The following is a 17,167-nucleotide window of genomic DNA, read 5'->3' on the forward strand; positions in this document are numbered from 1 at the left end:
TTCAATAGGGTGACTGGCTGAACCACCGCTTTCGCGAGCAGGCTCGCTCCCACAGGAGGACGCATTCCAATGTGGGAGCGGGCTTGCTCGCGAAGAGGCCGGAACATTCAATAGGGTCACTGGCTGAACTCCCGCTTTCGCAAGCAAGCCCGCACACAGGGATTTTCAGTGAGCGCAACTCTTGCGAACGAACCGGAACAAATGTGGGAGCGAGCCTGCTCGCGATGGAGTCAGCCCAGTCGCAACTTTTCTCAAGGCAAAAGAAAACCCCCGATAAACCAGCGGTCTATCGGGGGTTCTTTAGCAAGCGCCTTGCAGCGCCCGCCCACTCAGCTTATTGGCAAGCTTCGCAATCCGGCTCGTCAATCGCGCAGGCCTTTGGCACGGGGGCCGGGCCGGCAGGAGCTGCCAGGACCGAATCGTCACCGTGGTTGCCGCCGCTGGAAACTGCGTTCAGCTTGCCGGTGTTGATGGTCGACTTCTCGGTGCTGGTGGCAGCCAGGGCACGGAGGTAGTAGGTGGTTTTCAGGCCACGGTACCAAGCCATGCGGTAGGTCACGTCCAGCTTCTTGCCCGAGGCACCGGCGATGTACAGGTTCAGCGACTGAGCCTGGTCGATCCACTTCTGGCGACGGCTGGCGGCGTCGACGATCCACTTGGTGTCCACTTCGAACGCGGTGGCGTAGAGCTCCTTGAGCTCCTGCGGAATGCGTTCGATCTGCTGCACCGAACCGTCGTAGTACTTCAGGTCGTTGATCATGACCGAGTCCCACAGGCCGCGAGCCTTGAGGTCGCGAACCAGGTACGGGTTGATCACGGTGAATTCGCCCGACAGGTTCGATTTCACATACAGGTTCTGGTAGGTCGGTTCGATCGACTGCGACACGCCAGTGATGTTGGCGATGGTGGCGGTCGGTGCGATGGCCATGATGTTGGAGTTACGGATGCCTTTCTGTACACGGGCGCGAACCGGTGCCCAGTCCAGGGATTCGTTCAGGTCAACGTCGATGTATTTCTGGCCGCGTTGCTCGATCAGAATCTGTTGCGAGTCCAGCGGCAGGATGCCTTTGGACCACAGCGAACCCTGGAACGTCTCGTAGGCGCCGCGCTCGTCGGCCAGGTCGCAGGAAGCCTGGATAGCGTAGTAGCTGACCGCTTCCATGGACTTGTCGGCGAACTCCACCGCAGCGTCCGAACCGTACGGGATGTGCTGCAGGTACAGGGCGTCCTGGAAGCCCATGATGCCCAGGCCGACCGGACGGTGCTTGAAGTTGGAGTTCTTCGCTTGCGGCACCGAGTAGTAGTTGATGTCGATCACGTTGTCGAGCATGCGCACGGCGGTGTTCACGGTGCGTTGCAGTTTGGCGGTGTCCAGCTTGCCATCGACGATGTGGTTCGGCAGGTTGATCGAGCCCAGGTTGCAGACCGCGATCTCGTCCTTGTTGGTGTTCAGGGTGATCTCGGTGCACAGGTTCGAGCTGTGGACCACGCCCACGTGCTGTTGCGGGCTGCGCAGGTTGCACGGGTCCTTGAAGGTCAGCCATGGGTGGCCGGTTTCGAACAGCATCGACAGCATCTTGCGCCACAGGTCTTTGGCCTGGACGACTTTGAACAGCTTGATCTTGTTGTACTCGGTCAGGGCTTCGTAATACTCGTAGCGCTCTTCGAAAGCCTTGCCGGTCAGGTCGTGCAGGTCTGGCACTTCGGACGGCGAGAACAGGGTCCACTTGCCGTCGTCGAAGACGCGCTTCATGAACAGGTCAGGGATCCAGTTGGCGGTGTTCATGTCGTGGGTGCGACGACGGTCATCACCGGTGTTCTTGCGCAGCTCGATGAACTCTTCGATGTCCATGTGCCAGGTTTCCAGGTAGGCACACACCGCGCCCTTGCGCTTGCCGCCCTGGTTGACCGCGACCGCGGTGTCGTTGACTACCTTGAGGAACGGTACGACGCCCTGGGATTTGCCGTTGGTGCCCTTGATGTAGGAGCCCAATGCGCGAACCGGGGTCCAGTCGTTGCCCAGGCCGCCGGCAAATTTGGACAGCATGGCGTTGTCGTGGATGGCGCCGTAGATGCCCGACAGGTCATCCGGCACGGTGGTCAGGTAGCAGCTCGACAGTTGTGGACGCAGGGTGCCGGCGTTGAACAGCGTCGGGGTCGAGGCCATGTAGTCGAAGGACGACAACAGGTTGTAGAACTCGATGGCGCGGTCTTCACGCTGCTTCTCTTCGATCGCCAGGCCCATGGCCACGCGCATGAAGAAAATCTGCGGCAGTTCGAAACGGATACCGTCCTTGTGGATGAAGTAACGGTCGTACAGGGTTTGCAGGCCCAGGTAAGTGAACTGCTGGTCACGCTCGTGGTTGATCGCCTTGCCGAGCTTTTCCAGGTCGAACTCGGCCAGTACCGGGTTCAGCAATTCGAATTCGATACCCTTGGCGACGTAGGCCGGCAGGGCCTTGGCGTACAGGTCGACCATTTCGTGGTGGGTCGCGCTCTCGGCGACTTCCAGGAAGCTCAGGCCTTCGGCACGCAGGGTGTCCATCAGCAGGCGCGCGGTCACGAAGGAGTAGTTCGGCTCGCGTTCTACCAGGGTCCGCGCGGTCATCACCAGGGCAGTGTTGACGTCCTTGAGGGCGACGCCGTCATAGAGGTTCTTCAGGGTTTCGCGCTGGATCAGGTCGCCGTCGACTTCTTCCAGGCCTTCGCAGGCCTCGGTGACGATGGTGTTCAGGCGGCCCATGTCCAGCGGCGCCAGGCTACCGTCGGCGCGTGCGATGCGGATCGAAGGGTGAGCCAGTACCGGGGCGTCGGCCGGGGTGCGGATCGCGCGTTCCTTGGCGCGCGAATCACGATAGATCACATAGTCACGCGCCACTTTCTGCTCGCCGGCACGCATCAGGGCCAGTTCGACCTGGTCCTGGATTTCTTCGATGTGGATGGTGCCGCCCGACGGCATGCGACGCTTGAAGGTCGCGGTGACCTGTTCGGTCAGGCGGGCCACGGTGTCGTGGATGCGCGACGAAGCGGCGGCGGTGCCGCCCTCAACTGCGAGAAATGCTTTGGTGATGGCGACGGTGATCTTGTCATCGGTGTAAGGAACGACAGTGCCGTTACGCTTGATCACACGCAGCTGGCCAGGCGCGGTGGCGGCCAGATCCGGGTTCGAATCGGCGGCCAGCGGCGCGCTGCCCTGCGGGTTCTCGCGAGTTGTGTCGGTGTGCATGGGTGTCTCCACATTCTTTATGTTTGTTTGGGCACCATCACGGTGCCCACCGTTCCGTCCTGAAGCACTACAACCGACTGGCGCCGGGTATAACAACTTCGGGACAGTAGGAAGCAGGCCTGAATGCCGCGTCCTTCCGAAGTTCTGGGCTTCGAGCCTGGGCTCGAAACCGGATTGCAGAGGTGCCTGCAATGGACTGCAACACCCGTACCGTTCTGGTCGTTTTGACCTTGAAACGATGACCATCCGCAGGGGGCGGTCTGGTCGTGGGGGAATGCGGTGTTTCAGTCGGACAAAGGCAAGAAAAGCGCTTGAATTCTCTGTCCGACTTGTGTTTGGTTTTTAGCTGAAAACCCTACATGTAGGGTTTTTTGCGCGACGGGCTACAAGATAATGCGTTTTGGGGGATGAATGCAACGTGCTACCTGTGGATAAGCCTGTGCGTAATTTGTGTGCGAAACGTGGAACCGCTCTGTAGGCCGCGACCTTGCTGGAGTGGACCTTTTTTCATCGTTTTGACGATCCGAAAACAGCCCGGTGTTTTTTGCGGGCGCGGACGTTACCACACAAATCCCGCGCGACCGAACGCATTTGTCCGCTTGTTTTATGCAGGGCCGACGTTTATACAATCGGCCCGTGCATGGGCCCGTTTTATCCTCCTTTCACATGACAAAAAGACGGGAGGGTCTGGACTCTCTATTTGGAGCGGACGTTTTGTGGCGAGGGAGCTTGCTCCCGCTCGGTTGCGCAGCAAGCGCAAAAATCTTGGGGCCGCTGCGCAGCCCAGCGGGAGCAAGCTCCCTCGCCACAAGTCAGGTGCCTATCCTTTCTTCTATATACACAACAAGACGAGGCCCCCCGTGGAACAAGAAGCCTGGCAGGTATTGATCGTCGAGGATGACCAGCGGCTGGCCGAGCTGACGCGCGAGTACCTGGAAAGCAACGGCCTGCGCGTGGCCATTGAAGGCAACGGCGCGGTGGCGGCAGCGCGGATCATTGCCGAGCAACCGGACCTGGTGATCCTCGACCTGATGCTGCCCGGCGAGGACGGCCTGAGCATCTGCCGCAAGGTGCGCGAGCATTACGACGGGCCGATCCTGATGCTCACTGCCCGCACCGACGACACCGATCAGATCCAGGGCCTGGACCTGGGCGCCGACGATTACGTCTGCAAACCGGTACGGCCACGCCTGCTCTTGGCCCGCGTCCAGGCCCTGTTGCGACGCAGCGAACCGGAACCGGCCACGCCGCAAAAACCACGGCGCCTGCAATTCGGGCCGCTGGTGGTGGACAACGCCTTGCGCGAAGCCTGGCTGCAAGACCACGGTATCGAGCTGACCAGTGCCGAGTTCGATCTGCTGTGGCTGCTGGTGTCCAATGCCGGACGCATCCTCTCCCGGGAAGAAATCTTCACTGCCCTGCGTGGCATCGGTTACGACGGCCAGGACCGCTCCATCGACGTGCGCATCTCGCGCATCCGCCCCAAGATCGGCGACGACCCGGACCATCCACGGCTGATCAAGACCATCCGCAGCAAGGGTTACCTGTTCGTTCCCGAAGCTTGCGTAGACCTGACGCCGTGAACTCGATCTTCCTGCGCATTTACGGCGGCATGTGCGCGGCCCTGGTGCTGGTGGCGGTGCTCGGCGTGCTGGCCCTCCATTTGCTCAACCAGACTCGCAGTGAGCAGTACCGCGAGCGTCTGGCCCACGGCACGTTTTCCTTGATGGCCGATAATCTGCGGCCCATGAACGACACCGAGCGACGCCGGGCCCTTGCGGTGTGGGAGCGCCTGCTGGGCATTCCCCTGGCGTTGCAGACTTACGCCCAGACCGATCTGGATCTCGGCCAGCGCACCCGTGTCATGCGCGGCCAGGCTCTGGTGGAGCAGACCGGGCCCCATGCGGCAAAAGTCTATCGGCTGGTCAGCGACGGCGAAAAACTGATGCTGGTCGGGGAAGTCCGCCAGATCAGCGAGCAACTGGCCCGGGCAACTATCTACCTGCTGGCCGATGAGTTGGTGCGCTACCCGGAGGCCGAGCAGCCTGAACGCCTGGCGCAACTCAAGCAGGAAAAAGGCTTCGGGTTTGACCTGCGGCTGATGACCATCGCGCAGGCGGACATGGACGAAGACCAGCGTCGTCGCGTGGCCGAGGGCGATACGGTCATGGCGCTGGGCAAGGGCGGTGACTCGATCCGGGTGTTCGCCGGCATGGTCGGTACGCCGTGGGTGCTGGAAATCGGCCCGTTGTACCAGATGAATCCTTATCCGCCTGAGTGGCTGGTGCTGATCGCGGCGCTGGGGTTGAGCCTGATCGGGCTGATCGTTTACCTGTTGGTGCGCCAGTTGGAGCGGCGCCTGCGTGGTCTGGAATCGGCCGCTACCCAGATCGCCCAGGGCAGCCTGGAAACCCGGGTGCCGGCCCGCGGTGCCGACTCTGTCGGGCGACTGGCCGCCGCGTTCAACGGCATGGCCGAACACTTGCAGCAGTTGTTGGCGATCCAGCGTGAGCTGGTGCGCGCGGTGTCCCATGAGCTGCGCACCCCGGTGGCGCGCCTACGTTTTGGTCTGGAGATGATCGGCAGCGCCACCACACCCCAGGCCCGGGACAAATACCTGGCGGGTATGGATCACGACATCGAAGACCTGGATCGGCTGGTGGACGAGATGCTGACCTATGCGCGACTGGAGCAGGGATCGCCGGCCTTGAACTTCCAGCGCGTGGATCTGGATGCGCTGGTCAATCAGGTGATTGAAGAATTGGGACCGCTTCGGGCCGGGATCACGGTCGAGCGTGGCCTGTGCCTGTCTGCCGCTGATTGCGATGGCGCCTGGGTCGAGGCCGAGCCGCGCTTCCTGCATCGGGCCCTGCAGAACCTGGTGAGCAATGCGATGCGTCACGCCAGCGCCCGGGTGACGGTCAGTTACCAAGTGGGTCAGTTACGTTGTCGGGTCGACGTCGAGGACGACGGGCCCGGCGTGCCGGAGGCGGCGTGGGAGCGGATCTTCAAGCCCTTCCTGCGCCTGGACGACAGCCGGGCCCGTGCTTCAGGTGGCCATGGATTGGGGCTGTCGATCGTGCGGCGGATCATCCACTGGCACGATGGCCGGGCGTTGATCGGCAAGAGCAAGAGTCTGGGCGGGGCGTGTTTCAGTTTGAGCTGGCCGAGGCATCAGGATAGATCCTGAGAGGTGTTGGCGCCTGATCGGACGCCTTCGCGAGCAAGCCCGCTCCCACATTTGGAATGCGTTTCATCTGTGGGAGCGGGCTTGCTCGCGAAGGGGCCCGCACAAACACTACAGATCTCAGGCCTTGATCCCCACCAGACTCAACAACTGCCCATCCTTCACACCAAACTGCGCCGACAGCTCACGGCCATGACCCCACTCGGCCGACAGGTCGGTGAGCAACCGCAGCTGGACCTGTCCGTCGTGCGTCCACTCCAGTATTTCGGCATGCTCGAAATAAAAGCGCTGCCTGACGATCGGGTACAACGCCTTGAACAGGCTTTCCTTTACGGAAAAGGTCAGGGTCACCAGCAATGCCCGGTCATCTTGCGGGGTCGCGGCCATGCGCAGCAGTTCCGGCGGCGTGAGGATTTCACCGGCCAGACGCTCGGCGCGCTCGGGGTCGAGCAGGTTTTCCAGGTCCATGCCCAGCCCTTGCCAATGGTCTTTTCTGGCGACGATGGCCGCTGCCCGGCCGGTGCTGTGGGTGATCGAGCCACTGACATGGGCCGGCCATACCGGGGCGCGGTCGTCAGCGATGGCCGGCACGCAGATCTGCCCGTCCAACTGATGGAGAGCCGCCCGGGCGCAGATCCGCCCGGCCAGGAATTCCGCCTGACGCTTGGCCACCGAACGCTGAATGCTCGCCGGTGGTTCGATAGCGCTGTTGGGGAAGTCATTGCCGGTCAGCAGCAGTGGATCAAAGCAGGTGCTCAGCAGCACTGTATCGGACAAGGCTTCGGGCAACAGCCATTGATCATCCAGAGGCGTGCAGCAGGCGGGCAGGGCGGGGAGTGCGTTCATGGCCGGCATTTTGCCGGGTTGCCTTGGAACTGGATAGTGGCGACGCAATTGGCCCCGTAGGAGCTGCCGAAGGCTCGGGCCGCGTTCGGGCGATCTTTTGATCCTTGATCGCGGCTCAATGGCCTGGGACAAGATCGCAGCCTCGTTGCACTCGTCAGCTCCTACCGGGGGACACAAAGTTCTCTGCTACGGGTGATGCGTCAGCCAAAAATCTTCTTGAAGAACTTCTGCATGTCCGCCCAGGATTTTTCGTCGGCCTCTTTGTTATAGCCAATGTCCGGCCCGCCATGTTCACCGTGACTCAGGCGGTCGGCATCCGGGTTGCTGAAGCCGTGTTTGGCGCCTTCAAGGTTGACGAATTTGTAGTCGGCACCGGCCTTGTCCATTTCGCTCTTGAACGCGGTGACGTTGTCCGGGGTGACCATGCTGTCCAGCGCGCCATGTTCGACCAGGATCCTGGCCTTGACGCTGCCCGGTGTCGCCGGGGTATTGGTGACCAGCGCGCCGTGGAAACTCACCACACCGGCCAGCGCAACACCCTGGCGCGCCGCATCCAGCACCACCTTGCCGCCGAAGCAGTAGCCGATGGCGGCGATTTTGTCCGGGTCGGTGTGGGGTTGTTTCTTCAGCAGGTCGAGCCCGGCCTGGAACCGCGCACTGGCCGCCTTGCCGTCCTTGAGAGCCGCCTGCATGAATGCCATGGCGTCCTTGGGATGTTCGGTGTTCTTGCCGTCGCCGTACATGTCGATGGCCAGCGCGCTGTAGCCCAGGCCCGCGAGGTCACGGGCACGGCGCTTGGAATAATCGTTCAGCCCCCACCATTCATGTACCACCACCACGCCCGGGCGCGGGCCTTTGACCGCGTCGTCGTATGCGTAGTAACCAATCAGTTTGGTGCCGTCGGCACTGGTGTAGGGGATCTCCTGGGTCTGGATGGCGGCGTGGCTCGCAGCGCTAAAGGCCAGAAGTACAACAGCAAGCAACCTGTGCATGACGGATCTCCTTGATAAATGCAGGGGTGAGACAGAACACTCTAGCCGATTCATTCAGCGCAGGTTCAGAGAACGTTCAAGGGCCATTCAGGGACGGTTGGTTAACGTGGCTGCGACTTCACAAACCACCCACGTTGCACAGGAGCTTGAACATGACTCACATGAAAACTCTGCTGTTGGCTTTCACGGTGCTGGGCGCCAGCGCCATGGCCCACGCCGATGACAACTTCGCCAGCCTGACCCTTGGCCAGACCAGCGACAAGGTCAAGAAGTCCGACGCGCTGAACGCTAACCTCAATCACCCGAACGCCGACGGTATCATCGGCAAGGACACCACCTATGGCGTCCGACTGGGCCGGCAAAACGACCAGGGTCGCTACTACGCCACGTACGACAACGTTTCGGGCACTCACAATGGCATCAAATTGCGCCAGGAAAACCTGCTGGGCAGCTACGATGTGTTCTATCCGGTCACCGGCACCACCAAACTGTTCGGGGGTGGTACGGCGGGCCTGACCAAGCTGACCCAGGACTCCCCTGGCTTCAGCCGCGACAGTGACATCGGTTATGCGGTGGGCTTGCAGGCCGGCGTCGTGCAGAAAGTCTCGCAGAACACCTCGCTGGAACTGGGTTACCGTTACCTGCGCAGCAACGCCAGCACCGAAATGAGCCCCCACGGTGGCGCCAAGGTCGGGTCGCTGGACCTGACCAGCAGTGCCCAAACCTATCTCTCCGCCAACTACACGTTCTAAGCTTGGCGGGCGAACATGGTCAGCCGGATCGGCCCAAGACGATCCGGCGCCCTTTACGAGAACCGATGCGCATCACTGGATTGTTCGATTTGCCTGGGAGAGCCCATGAAACTACTGGTCGTCGAAGACGAAGCCTTGCTGCGTCATCACCTGCAAACCCGTCTCACCGACAGCGGCCATGTGGTGCAGGCCGTGGCCAATGCCGAAGAGGCCTTGTATCAGATCGCGCAGTTCAATCACGATCTGGCGGTGATCGACCTTGGCCTGCCGGGCATCAGCGGGCTGGAGCTGATCCGCCGGTTGCGCTCCCAAGACAAGACCTTCCCGATCCTGATCCTGACTGCCCGCGGCAACTGGCAGGACAAGGTCGAAGGCCTGGCGGCCGGTGCCGACGACTACGTGGTCAAGCCGTTCCAGTTCGAGGAACTGGAGGCCCGCCTGAACGCGCTGTTGCGCCGCTCCAGTGGTTTCACCCAATCGACCATCGTCGCCGGTCCGTTGCTGCTGGACCTCAATCGCAAGCAGGCGTCGCTTGGCGATGAACCGTTGGCGTTGACGGCTTATGAATACCGGATCCTGGAATACCTGATGCGCCATCATCAGCAGGTGGTCGCCAAGGACCGCTTGATGGAGCAGCTGTATCCGGATGACGACGAGCGTGATCCTAATGTCATCGAAGTGCTGGTGGGGCGCCTGCGGCGCAAACTGGAAGCCCCGGCCGGCTTCAAGCCCATCGAAACCGTACGGGGCCTGGGTTACCTGTTCAACGAGCGTTGCCAGTGATTCGTTCGCTACGGCTGCGGTTGATGCTGGCCGCCATGACCCTGGCGGTGTTGTTCATGCTCGCACTGCTGCCGGCCATGCAAGGCGCGTTCAGCCTGGCCCTGCAGGAGTCCATCGAGCAACGCCTGGCGTCGGACGTGACCACGCTCATTTCCGCTGCCCGCGTGGAAAACAACCGCTTGAAGATGCCGGCGCAATTGCCCGATGAGCGCTTTAACCTCGCCGACGCCCGTCTGCTGGGCTACATCTATGATCGTGACGGGCGTCTGGTGTGGCGGTCCAAGGCTACTCGGGAAGAGAACATCAACTACGCGCCGCGTTACGACGGCCAGGGCAATCAGTTCGCGCGTATCCGCGAAGACAACGGCCAGGAATTTTTCGTCTACGACGTTGAAGTCAAACTGCTCGGCGGGCAGAGCGCGGCGTTCAGTTTCGTTACCCTGCAACCGGTGCGCGATTACGAAGTGACGCTCGACGGCCTGCGGGAAAATCTCTACCTGGGCTTCGGTGCTGCGCTGGCAGTGTTGTTGGCCCTGTTGTGGATTGGCCTGAGCTGGGGGCTTCGCGCGCTGAGGCGCCTGAGCCAGGAACTGGACGAAATCGAAAGCGGTAGCCGGGAAAGTCTCAGCACCGAGCACCCGCGGGAGCTGTTGCGCTTGACCGGCTCCCTCAACCGCCTGTTGCAGGGCGAGCGGGAGCAGCGCAGCCGCTATCGTGACTCCCTCGATGACTTGGCCCATAGCCTGAAAACCCCGCTGGCGGTGCTGCAAGGCGTCAGTGAAGACATGGCCCGGCGCGCCGAGGACCGTGGGCAGGCCTGGGTGCTGCAAAGCCAGATCGAGCGCATGAGTCAACAGATCGGCTATCAGTTGCAGCGCGCCAGCCTGCGCAAAAGCGGTCTGGTGCGCCATCAGGTGCGCTTGCGCCCGGTGCTGCAAAGCCTGTGCGACACGCTGGATAAGGTCTATCGCGACAAACGTGTCAATGTCAGCTTCGATCTGCCGGAACAGTGCCATGTGCCGATCGAGCAGGGCGCCTTGCTGGAAATGCTCGGCAATCTGTTGGAAAACGCCTATCGGCTGTGCCTGGGCGAGGTGCGCATTAGCGTGCATCAGACCCTCGGCGGCATTGAATTGTGTGTCGAGGATGACGGGCCGGGTGTGCCGCCGGATCAACGCGCGCGGATTCTGCAGCGTGGCGAGCGCCTGGATCGCCAGCATCCGGGGCAGGGCATCGGACTGGCGGTGGTCAAAGACATCATCGAAAGCTACGGCGCCCGGTTGACCCTGGGAGATTCCGAGCTGGGCGGGGCGGCATTTCGGATTCATTTTTTGGTGGTTTGACTGGAATGTTTCGCTGTGTCGGCGGGCCCCTGTGGCGAGGGAGCTTGCTCCCGCTCGGTTGCGCAGCAAGCGCAAAAATCTTGGGGCCGCTGCGCAGCCCAGCGGGAGCAAGCTCCCTCGCCACAGGGGGCGGTAGACCCACCGCAGAAGTTAGATGACACCCCTCAGTGTTCCTGCTCCCGATAAGCCCCCGGCGTCACCCCCGTCCATTTCTTGAAGGCCCGGTGAAACGCCGACGGTTCAGAGAACCCCAGCTGTTCGGCAATCTGTTGCAACGACAGGTCGGCGCGTCCCAGATGGTAGATGGCGATATCCCGCCGCAACTGATCCTTGAGTTCCTGGAAGCTGGTGCCTTCCTCCCGCAGATGCCGACGCAGCGTCTGCGGACTGATGTGCAAATGCGCGGCGACGGTGTCCAGATCCGGCCAGCGTGCGGCGTCGCGGCTGAGCAGGCGGCGTAACTGGCTGGTCAGGCTGTTGCCATCGTCAGGGCGTGACAGCAGGTCGGCGGGGGAGTGTTCGAGGAAGTGTTTGAGGGTTCGTTCGTCCTGCAGCAACGGCATATCCAGGTAGCGACTGTGGAACAACAGGCTGCATCGCTGCGCCTGGAACACCAGCGGGCAGGGGAACAACAGATCGTACTCGGCCCCATGGGCCGGCTTGGCATAGCTGAAGGTCGCCTGTTCCAGGCCGATCCGCTGGCCGATCAGCCAACTGCCGAGGCGATGCCAGATCACCAGCAGGCTTTCGGCCAGGAAATGGTCGGGGTCGCGCAGTGTCGATTCATCCAGGTTCAAGCGCACCCGCTCCCCTTCGGCCTCCAGTGTCAGGCTCGGTGCGTCGGGGAACAGGCTGTAGAACAACAACCCGCGCTGAAGCGCCTTGCCCAGGGTCCGGCAATGGATCAACGCGTGGCACATCATGGCAAACGTCCCGGGTTTACTCGGGGCCAGACCAAACCCCAAATATTCGTCCCCCAGTGCCAGCCGCAAGGCCTGCAACAGGCTGGCGAACTGCGCGGGCGCCAGGCGTGCTCGCGGCTCGTCCAACAGCTCGGGGCTGATGCCCAGCTCTTGCAGCAAGGGAACGTAATCGAAACCTTGCCGGCGCGCGCCACCCAGGGCGGCGCGGGCGAAGTGGCTGGCGATGGTGCGTTGGCGCATGGCAGGAATCCGTTTATTGAGCGGCCGATGGTAGCAGGGGCCTTCAGCTCGACAAGGCGGATATCCGCCAAATTCCGGAGCGATAACTGCCGTGTGGGCGGGAATCCGCCATCTGTGTGTGGGTGACTAGGCGTGTTTAACGATGTGTAGCCCTTGTGGCTCAAGGGTTGTAGGCATTTTCCCGAAAATGGCATGGGCCTTGCGATAGGCATCCGCAGGTCTGCCACCGTGCAGCCGCCAAAACAAATCCCTCCAATGCAGGAGGGTTCGAAATTGAGGTTTCGTGGACGACAGGTGGATGTTGTCACACGGGACGCTTGAGGAAGGTTTGCCATGACGACTCGTCAGCCACTGTACAAATCCCTGTATTTCCAGGTGATCGTAGCCATTGCCATCGGCATTTTGCTTGGCCACTTCTATCCGCAGACCGGCGTTGCCCTCAAACCGCTGGGTGACGGATTCATCAAACTGATCAAAATGGTCATCGCCCCGATCATCTTCTGTACCGTTGTCAGCGGTATTGCCGGCATGCAGAACATGAAGTCGGTGGGCAAGACCGGTGGCTACGCGCTGCTGTACTTCGAAATCGTCTCCACGATCGCCCTGTTGATCGGCCTGGTCGTGGTCAACGTCGTGCAACCGGGCGCCGGCATGCACATCGATGTGACGACCCTGGATACCAGCAAGATCGCCGGTTACATCTCGGCCGGTAAAGACCAGAGCATCGTGGCCTTCATCCTCAACGTGATCCCGAACACCATCGTCGGCGCGTTCGCCAATGGCGATATCCTGCAAGTGCTGATGTTCTCGGTGATCTTCGGTTTCGCCCTGCATCGCCTGGGTGCCTACGGCAAGCCGGTACTGGACTTCATCGATCGCTTCGCCCACGTGATGTTCAACATCATCAACATGATCATGAAGCTGGCACCCGTCGGTGCGTTCGGTGCCATGGCGTTCACCATCGGCGCCTACGGTGTCGGTTCGCTGGTGCAATTGGGCCAGTTGATGATCTGCTTCTACATCACCTGTGTGGTGTTTGTACTGGTGGTACTGGGCGCCATCTGCCGGGCCCACGGCTTCAGCGTCGTCAAGCTGATCCGTTACATCCGTGAAGAGCTGTTGATCGTACTGGGCACGTCCTCGTCGGAATCGGCCCTGCCACGCATGCTGATCAAGATGGAGCGTCTGGGCGCGCAGAAATCCGTGGTGGGTCTGGTGATCCCGACCGGCTACTCGTTCAACCTCGACGGCACTTCGATCTACCTGACCATGGCGGCGGTGTTCATTGCCCAGGCCACCGACACGCCGATGGACCTGACTCACCAGATCACCCTGTTGCTGGTGCTGTTGCTGTCGTCCAAAGGTGCGGCCGGCGTGACCGGTAGCGGCTTCATCGTGCTGGCGGCCACCCTGTCGGCCGTGGGTCACCTGCCGGTGGCCGGCCTGGCGCTGATCCTGGGTATCGACCGCTTCATGTCCGAAGCCCGTGCCCTGACCAACCTGGTGGGCAATGCTGTCGCCACCATCGTGGTTGCCAAGTGGGTCAAGGAACTGGACGTAGACCAGTTGCAGAGCGAACTGGCTTCCGGCGGTCGCGGCATCTCCGACACCCGTGAAGAAGACGACCTGGGCGTGGCCGAAGGCCCAACTCCTGCTGGCGTGAAATAACCTTTCGCTGCAATAAAAAACCCGCTTCGGCGGGTTTTTTAGTGGAAGAACTTTTCTGTCGAGAAGGCTTCTGTGGCGAGGGAGCTTGCTCCCGCTGGGTTGCGAAGCGACCCTAAGATGTTTGCTACCACGGTGCTTCAGACAAATGGCAGGGGGCTGCTACGCAGCCCAGCGGGAGCAAGCTCCCTCGCCACGAGAACTCTCAAGCTGAGCGCAATGGTCAGCCAGACTGACCCCTGCGGTAATTGCCCCACCGCCAACCCCTGCCTAGTCTTGAGTCCATCATCCCTCGGAGATCGCCCATGCAAGGCCCACTGGCATCGCTCAAGGTTCTGGACTTCTCGACCCTGCTGCCCGGCCCGTTCGCCTCGTTGTTGCTGGCGGACATGGGGGCCGAAGTGTTGCGCATCGAGTCGCCGACCCGCCCGGACCTGTTGCGGATCCTGCCGCCCCATGATCAGGGCGTCTCGGCCAGCCATGCCTACCTCAACCGCAACAAGCGCAGCCTGGCCCTGGACCTCAAGCAGCCCGCGGCGCTGGAGGTGATCAAGCAGTTGCTGGGCGAGCACGACATCCTGCTGGAACAGTTCCGCCCCGGCGTGATGGAGCGACTGGGCCTGGGATACGAAGCCTTGAAGGCGATCAATCCCCGGTTGATCTACGTGTCCATCACCGGCTACGGCCAGACCGGGCCCTACAAGGACCGCGCCGGCCACGACATCAACTACCTGGCCCTGGCGGGGCTGGCCAGCCACACTGGGCGTGCCGACGCCGGGCCATTGCCGCTGGGCATCCAGGCGGCGGACATCGCCGGTGGCTCACTGCACGGGGTGATCGGGCTATTGGCGGCGGTGATCGCCCGGCAGCAGACCGGGCACGGCCAGCATCTGGACGTGAGCATGACCGACTGTGTGTTCAGCCTCAACGCTTTGGCCGGTGCCGGCTATCTGGCCTGCGGCGTGGAACCTGAGTGGGAGAACCAGATGCTCAACGGTGGCAGCTTCTATGACTATTACCGCACCCGGGATGGCCGTTGGATGTCGGTGGGCAGCCTGGAGCCGGCCTTCATGCAGGCGTTGTGCGAGACCCTTGGACGACCGGAACTGGCGGCCCAAGGGCTGTCGCCCAGTCCAGATCAGCAACAGCGGCTAAAGCAGCAACTGCAGGCTGAATTCGAGAAGCATGATTTCGCTGAGCTTTGCAGTTTATTTGCGGGGGTTGATGCTTGCGTCGAACCGGTGCTGAGCCTGGAAGAAACACTCAGGCATCCCCAGTTAGCGGCCCGGGACGTCGTGATCGAGGTGCCTCGTGGCGATGGCTCGAATCAGGCGCAGATGGCCTGTCCGTTGAAGTTCTCGGCAGGCTTGCCCGAGCCTCGGCATATCGGCGCGGAACTGGGAGCGCACACGGATCAGGTGTTGGGGGAGTTGGGGTTCAGTGTTGAGCGGATTGCTCACTTACGGAGTGCCAAGGTGATTTTGTAGTGCCCTTTAGGGCCTCTTCGCGAGCAAGCCCGCTCCCACACTGGATCTATGGCGTTCACAAACCCTTGTGGGAGCGAGCCTGCTCGCGATGAGGCCGGCCCAGACACCACAAGAACCAGCTACTCCACCCGCGTCTCCCCACTGAACACCAAGGTATTGCGACAACTGCGGCACAAGTAACGGCGCCCCTGGCGCACCAGGCTGTGGCGCTGGGCCGAGAAGGGGAAGTCGCTGCCGTCGCAGGGGCATGTGTAGATGTAGCGGGTCACGCTGCGGCGTTTGATCTCGTAGGTATGGCAGCGGTTGGGCGGCAGTTCGTAAACGCCGCGCATGATCAGTTGCCATTCTTCGCCGTGGGGCTGAATGCGTTCGCCAAACAGCTGATGGGCAATCAGGTGCGCAACCTCGTGGGCGACGGTCTGCTTGAGAAAGTCTTCGGCGTTTTCCCGGTACAACTGTGGATTGAAGCGCAGCAGATTTTCATGCAAGTGCGCGACGCCGGCCTTCTGGCCACGCAACTTGAAGCTGACCACGGGACGTTTGAAAGGACGTTTGAAAAAGGTTTCGGCTTGTTGGTAACACTCTTCGACGCGGGTATTGAGTTGCTCAAGCATGCTGTACGGGTCTCCAGAGGCTCGAGTATGCCGCAAGCGCCGGCCGTTGCGAATCGCCCAGACGCCCAGTGGTCGTTTCGCCAGCGCCAAACACAGGAAGGCCGCCTTGCGGCGGCCTGTGTTGGCAGATATTGCTTTGTTTTCAGGAGGGAACCCTGAGCGGGTTAGAACACTTCAGCTGGTATACACCGGACCGACGCCCAAACCCCAGACGATCACGGTAAACGCCATGATAGCCACCAGCACCACCAGGCCCACGGCGAGCACCGAACTGGAAAACAGAAAACCCTCGTCCTGAGGAATATTCATGAAGGTGGGCAGGCCCACATACAGCAGGTAGACGGTGTAGCAGATGGCCGCCGTACCGACGATCATCCCCAGCCACATGTGCGGATAGAGCGCCGCCAGGCCGCCGATGAACAAAGGTGTCGCGGTGTAGGTGGCGAACGCGACGCAGCGCGCCAGGCTCGGGTTGGCGTCATAGGTGCGGGCCATCCAGTGCACGAAGGCGCCCATCACGGCCACACCGCCCAACATGGCGAGGTACGACATGATGGTCATCCACAGTGCGCTTTCCATGGTCAGCATCACCGGTGGCCGGTTGCCGATGACCCATCCCACCTGCGTGGTGCCGATAAACGCCGAAACAGCCGGAATGGCCGCCAGGATCAGCGTGTGGGTGAGGTACATGTGGCTGATGCTTTCCTCCTGATCGCCACGGATTTCTTTCCATTCTTGATCAGGGTGGGTAAAGAGCCCCACGACATGATGGATCATAGTCAGTCACTCCTTTGTTATTGCCATCGCCCCCCAACGGAGCGCCTACGGGCCAAACGGCCGAGTAAGTACAGGTCTGTAAGTGTGTGCGACCTTATGTCGCAGTATAGAAAGGAGTTCTCGCCAGGGGGACGGGGGGCTTAGAGCAAATCGCGCTGTAAAGGAGCAGGCTAATCGCGGCGTGATCTGTGCACTCCCCTATGGCCAAGAGATTTCCTGTGGCGAGGGAGCTTGCTCCCGCTGGGTTGCGAAGCAACCCTCTGGGCTCGGCTGTTGGCGTCTGCTTCGCAGCCGAGCGGGAGCAAGCTCCCTCGCCACAGGGGCGGTGCCAT

General features: G+C 61.5%; 13 protein-coding genes. 7 read left to right on the plus strand and 6 right to left on the minus strand.

Annotation, left to right across the window (positions count from 1 at the left end):
- Positions 1-334: 334 nt before the first annotated feature.
- Entirely contained in the window at positions 335-3,226 is a 2,892-nt protein-coding gene (locus tag BMY45_RS24825) for a ribonucleoside-diphosphate reductase subunit alpha (RefSeq protein ID WP_092402693.1), read from the minus strand.
- Positions 3,227-4,086: 860 nt separating this feature from the next.
- Between BMY45_RS24825 and BMY45_RS24830 the strand changes: the two genes are divergently transcribed.
- Together BMY45_RS24830 and BMY45_RS24835 are read left to right on the plus strand one after the other, a co-directional pair.
- Positions 4,087-4,809, plus strand: coding sequence for a response regulator (locus BMY45_RS24830; RefSeq protein WP_092402695.1), 723 nt, complete (start codon positions 4,087-4,089; stop codon positions 4,807-4,809).
- Positions 4,806-6,416 (plus strand): ATP-binding protein, encoded by a 1,611-nt coding sequence (locus BMY45_RS24835; RefSeq protein WP_092402697.1) that lies wholly within the window; start codon positions 4,806-4,808, stop codon positions 6,414-6,416. The genes BMY45_RS24830 and BMY45_RS24835 overlap by 4 nt, the downstream gene beginning before the upstream one ends.
- A 117-nt stretch (positions 6,417-6,533) precedes the next feature.
- Here the strand turns inward: BMY45_RS24835 and BMY45_RS24840 are convergent, their stop codons facing one another.
- Both BMY45_RS24840 and BMY45_RS24845 read right to left on the minus strand, forming a co-directional pair.
- Positions 6,534-7,259 carry a 4'-phosphopantetheinyl transferase family protein gene (locus tag BMY45_RS24840; protein ID WP_218189650.1) on the minus strand — a complete coding sequence of 242 codons (726 nt, stop codon included), beginning with the start codon at positions 7,257-7,259 and terminating at the stop codon, positions 6,534-6,536.
- 200 nt (positions 7,260-7,459) lie between these two features.
- On the minus strand, positions 7,460-8,251 hold the full coding sequence (locus BMY45_RS24845; RefSeq protein WP_092402701.1) for a dienelactone hydrolase family protein: 792 nt from the start codon (positions 8,249-8,251) through the stop codon (positions 7,460-7,462).
- Between the two features lie 152 nt (positions 8,252-8,403).
- On the opposite strand from BMY45_RS24845, the gene BMY45_RS24850 reads away from it, so the two are divergent.
- From BMY45_RS24850 to BMY45_RS24860, 3 genes are all read left to right on the plus strand, one after another.
- Entirely contained in the window at positions 8,404-9,003 is a 600-nt protein-coding gene (locus BMY45_RS24850) for an outer membrane beta-barrel protein (protein ID WP_092402703.1), read from the plus strand.
- Between the two features lie 105 nt (positions 9,004-9,108).
- The gene (locus BMY45_RS24855) at positions 9,109-9,786 is read left to right on the plus strand and encodes a response regulator (protein WP_092402705.1); all 678 of its coding nucleotides are present in this window, start codon (positions 9,109-9,111) and stop codon (positions 9,784-9,786) included.
- On the plus strand, positions 9,783-11,129 hold the full coding sequence (locus BMY45_RS24860; protein ID WP_092402707.1) for an ATP-binding protein: 1,347 nt from the start codon (positions 9,783-9,785) through the stop codon (positions 11,127-11,129). The genes BMY45_RS24855 and BMY45_RS24860 overlap by 4 nt, the downstream gene beginning before the upstream one ends.
- Before the next feature lie 164 nt (positions 11,130-11,293).
- On the opposite strand, the gene BMY45_RS24870 is transcribed toward BMY45_RS24860, so the two are convergent.
- Positions 11,294-12,292, minus strand: coding sequence for an AraC family transcriptional regulator (locus BMY45_RS24870; RefSeq protein ID WP_092402710.1), 999 nt, complete (start codon positions 12,290-12,292; stop codon positions 11,294-11,296).
- Positions 12,293-12,625: 333 nt separating this feature from the next.
- On the opposite strand from BMY45_RS24870, the gene BMY45_RS24875 reads away from it, so the two are divergent.
- Both BMY45_RS24875 and BMY45_RS24880 read left to right on the plus strand, forming a co-directional pair.
- Positions 12,626-13,960 (plus strand): dicarboxylate/amino acid:cation symporter, encoded by a 1,335-nt coding sequence (locus BMY45_RS24875; RefSeq protein ID WP_092402712.1) that lies wholly within the window; start codon positions 12,626-12,628, stop codon positions 13,958-13,960.
- A gap of 302 nt (positions 13,961-14,262) precedes the next feature.
- Positions 14,263-15,444 (plus strand): CaiB/BaiF CoA transferase family protein, encoded by a 1,182-nt coding sequence (locus BMY45_RS24880; protein WP_092402714.1) that lies wholly within the window; start codon positions 14,263-14,265, stop codon positions 15,442-15,444.
- Positions 15,445-15,563: 119 nt separating this feature from the next.
- Here BMY45_RS24880 and BMY45_RS24885 read toward each other — a convergent pair whose 3' ends face one another.
- Complete coding sequence (locus tag BMY45_RS24885) at positions 15,564-16,058, minus strand: SprT family zinc-dependent metalloprotease (RefSeq protein WP_092402716.1); 495 nt, start codon at positions 16,056-16,058, stop codon at positions 15,564-15,566.
- Between the two features lie 174 nt (positions 16,059-16,232).
- Complete coding sequence (locus tag BMY45_RS24890; protein WP_092402718.1) at positions 16,233-16,835, minus strand: Yip1 family protein; 603 nt, start codon at positions 16,833-16,835, stop codon at positions 16,233-16,235.
- Positions 16,836-17,167 lie beyond the last annotated feature (332 nt).

Source organism: Pseudomonas sp. NFACC39-1 (assembly GCF_900110355.1).
In the GTDB taxonomy this organism is placed as follows: Bacteria; Pseudomonadota; Gammaproteobacteria; order Pseudomonadales; family Pseudomonadaceae; genus Aquipseudomonas; species Aquipseudomonas tehranensis.

Coding starts and splice junctions, on each gene's coding strand:
- BMY45_RS24825 (WP_092402693.1), bottom strand. CDS start 3,226: ATGCACACCGACACAACTCGCGAGAACCCGCAGGGCAGCGCGCCGCTG.
- BMY45_RS24840 (WP_218189650.1), bottom strand. CDS start 7,259: ATGAACGCACTCCCCGCCCTGCCCGCCTGCTGCACGCCTCTGGATGAT.
- BMY45_RS24845 (WP_092402701.1), bottom strand. CDS start 8,251: ATGCACAGGTTGCTTGCTGTTGTACTTCTGGCCTTTAGCGCTGCGAGC.
- BMY45_RS24850 (WP_092402703.1), top strand. CDS start 8,404: ATGACTCACATGAAAACTCTGCTGTTGGCTTTCACGGTGCTGGGCGCC.
- BMY45_RS24855 (WP_092402705.1), top strand. CDS start 9,109: ATGAAACTACTGGTCGTCGAAGACGAAGCCTTGCTGCGTCATCACCTG.
- BMY45_RS24870 (WP_092402710.1), bottom strand. CDS start 12,292: ATGCGCCAACGCACCATCGCCAGCCACTTCGCCCGCGCCGCCCTGGGT.
- BMY45_RS24875 (WP_092402712.1), top strand. CDS start 12,626: ATGACGACTCGTCAGCCACTGTACAAATCCCTGTATTTCCAGGTGATC.
- BMY45_RS24880 (WP_092402714.1), top strand. CDS start 14,263: ATGCAAGGCCCACTGGCATCGCTCAAGGTTCTGGACTTCTCGACCCTG.
- BMY45_RS24885 (WP_092402716.1), bottom strand. CDS start 16,058: ATGCTTGAGCAACTCAATACCCGCGTCGAAGAGTGTTACCAACAAGCC.
- BMY45_RS24890 (WP_092402718.1), bottom strand. CDS start 16,835: ATGATCCATCATGTCGTGGGGCTCTTTACCCACCCTGATCAAGAATGG.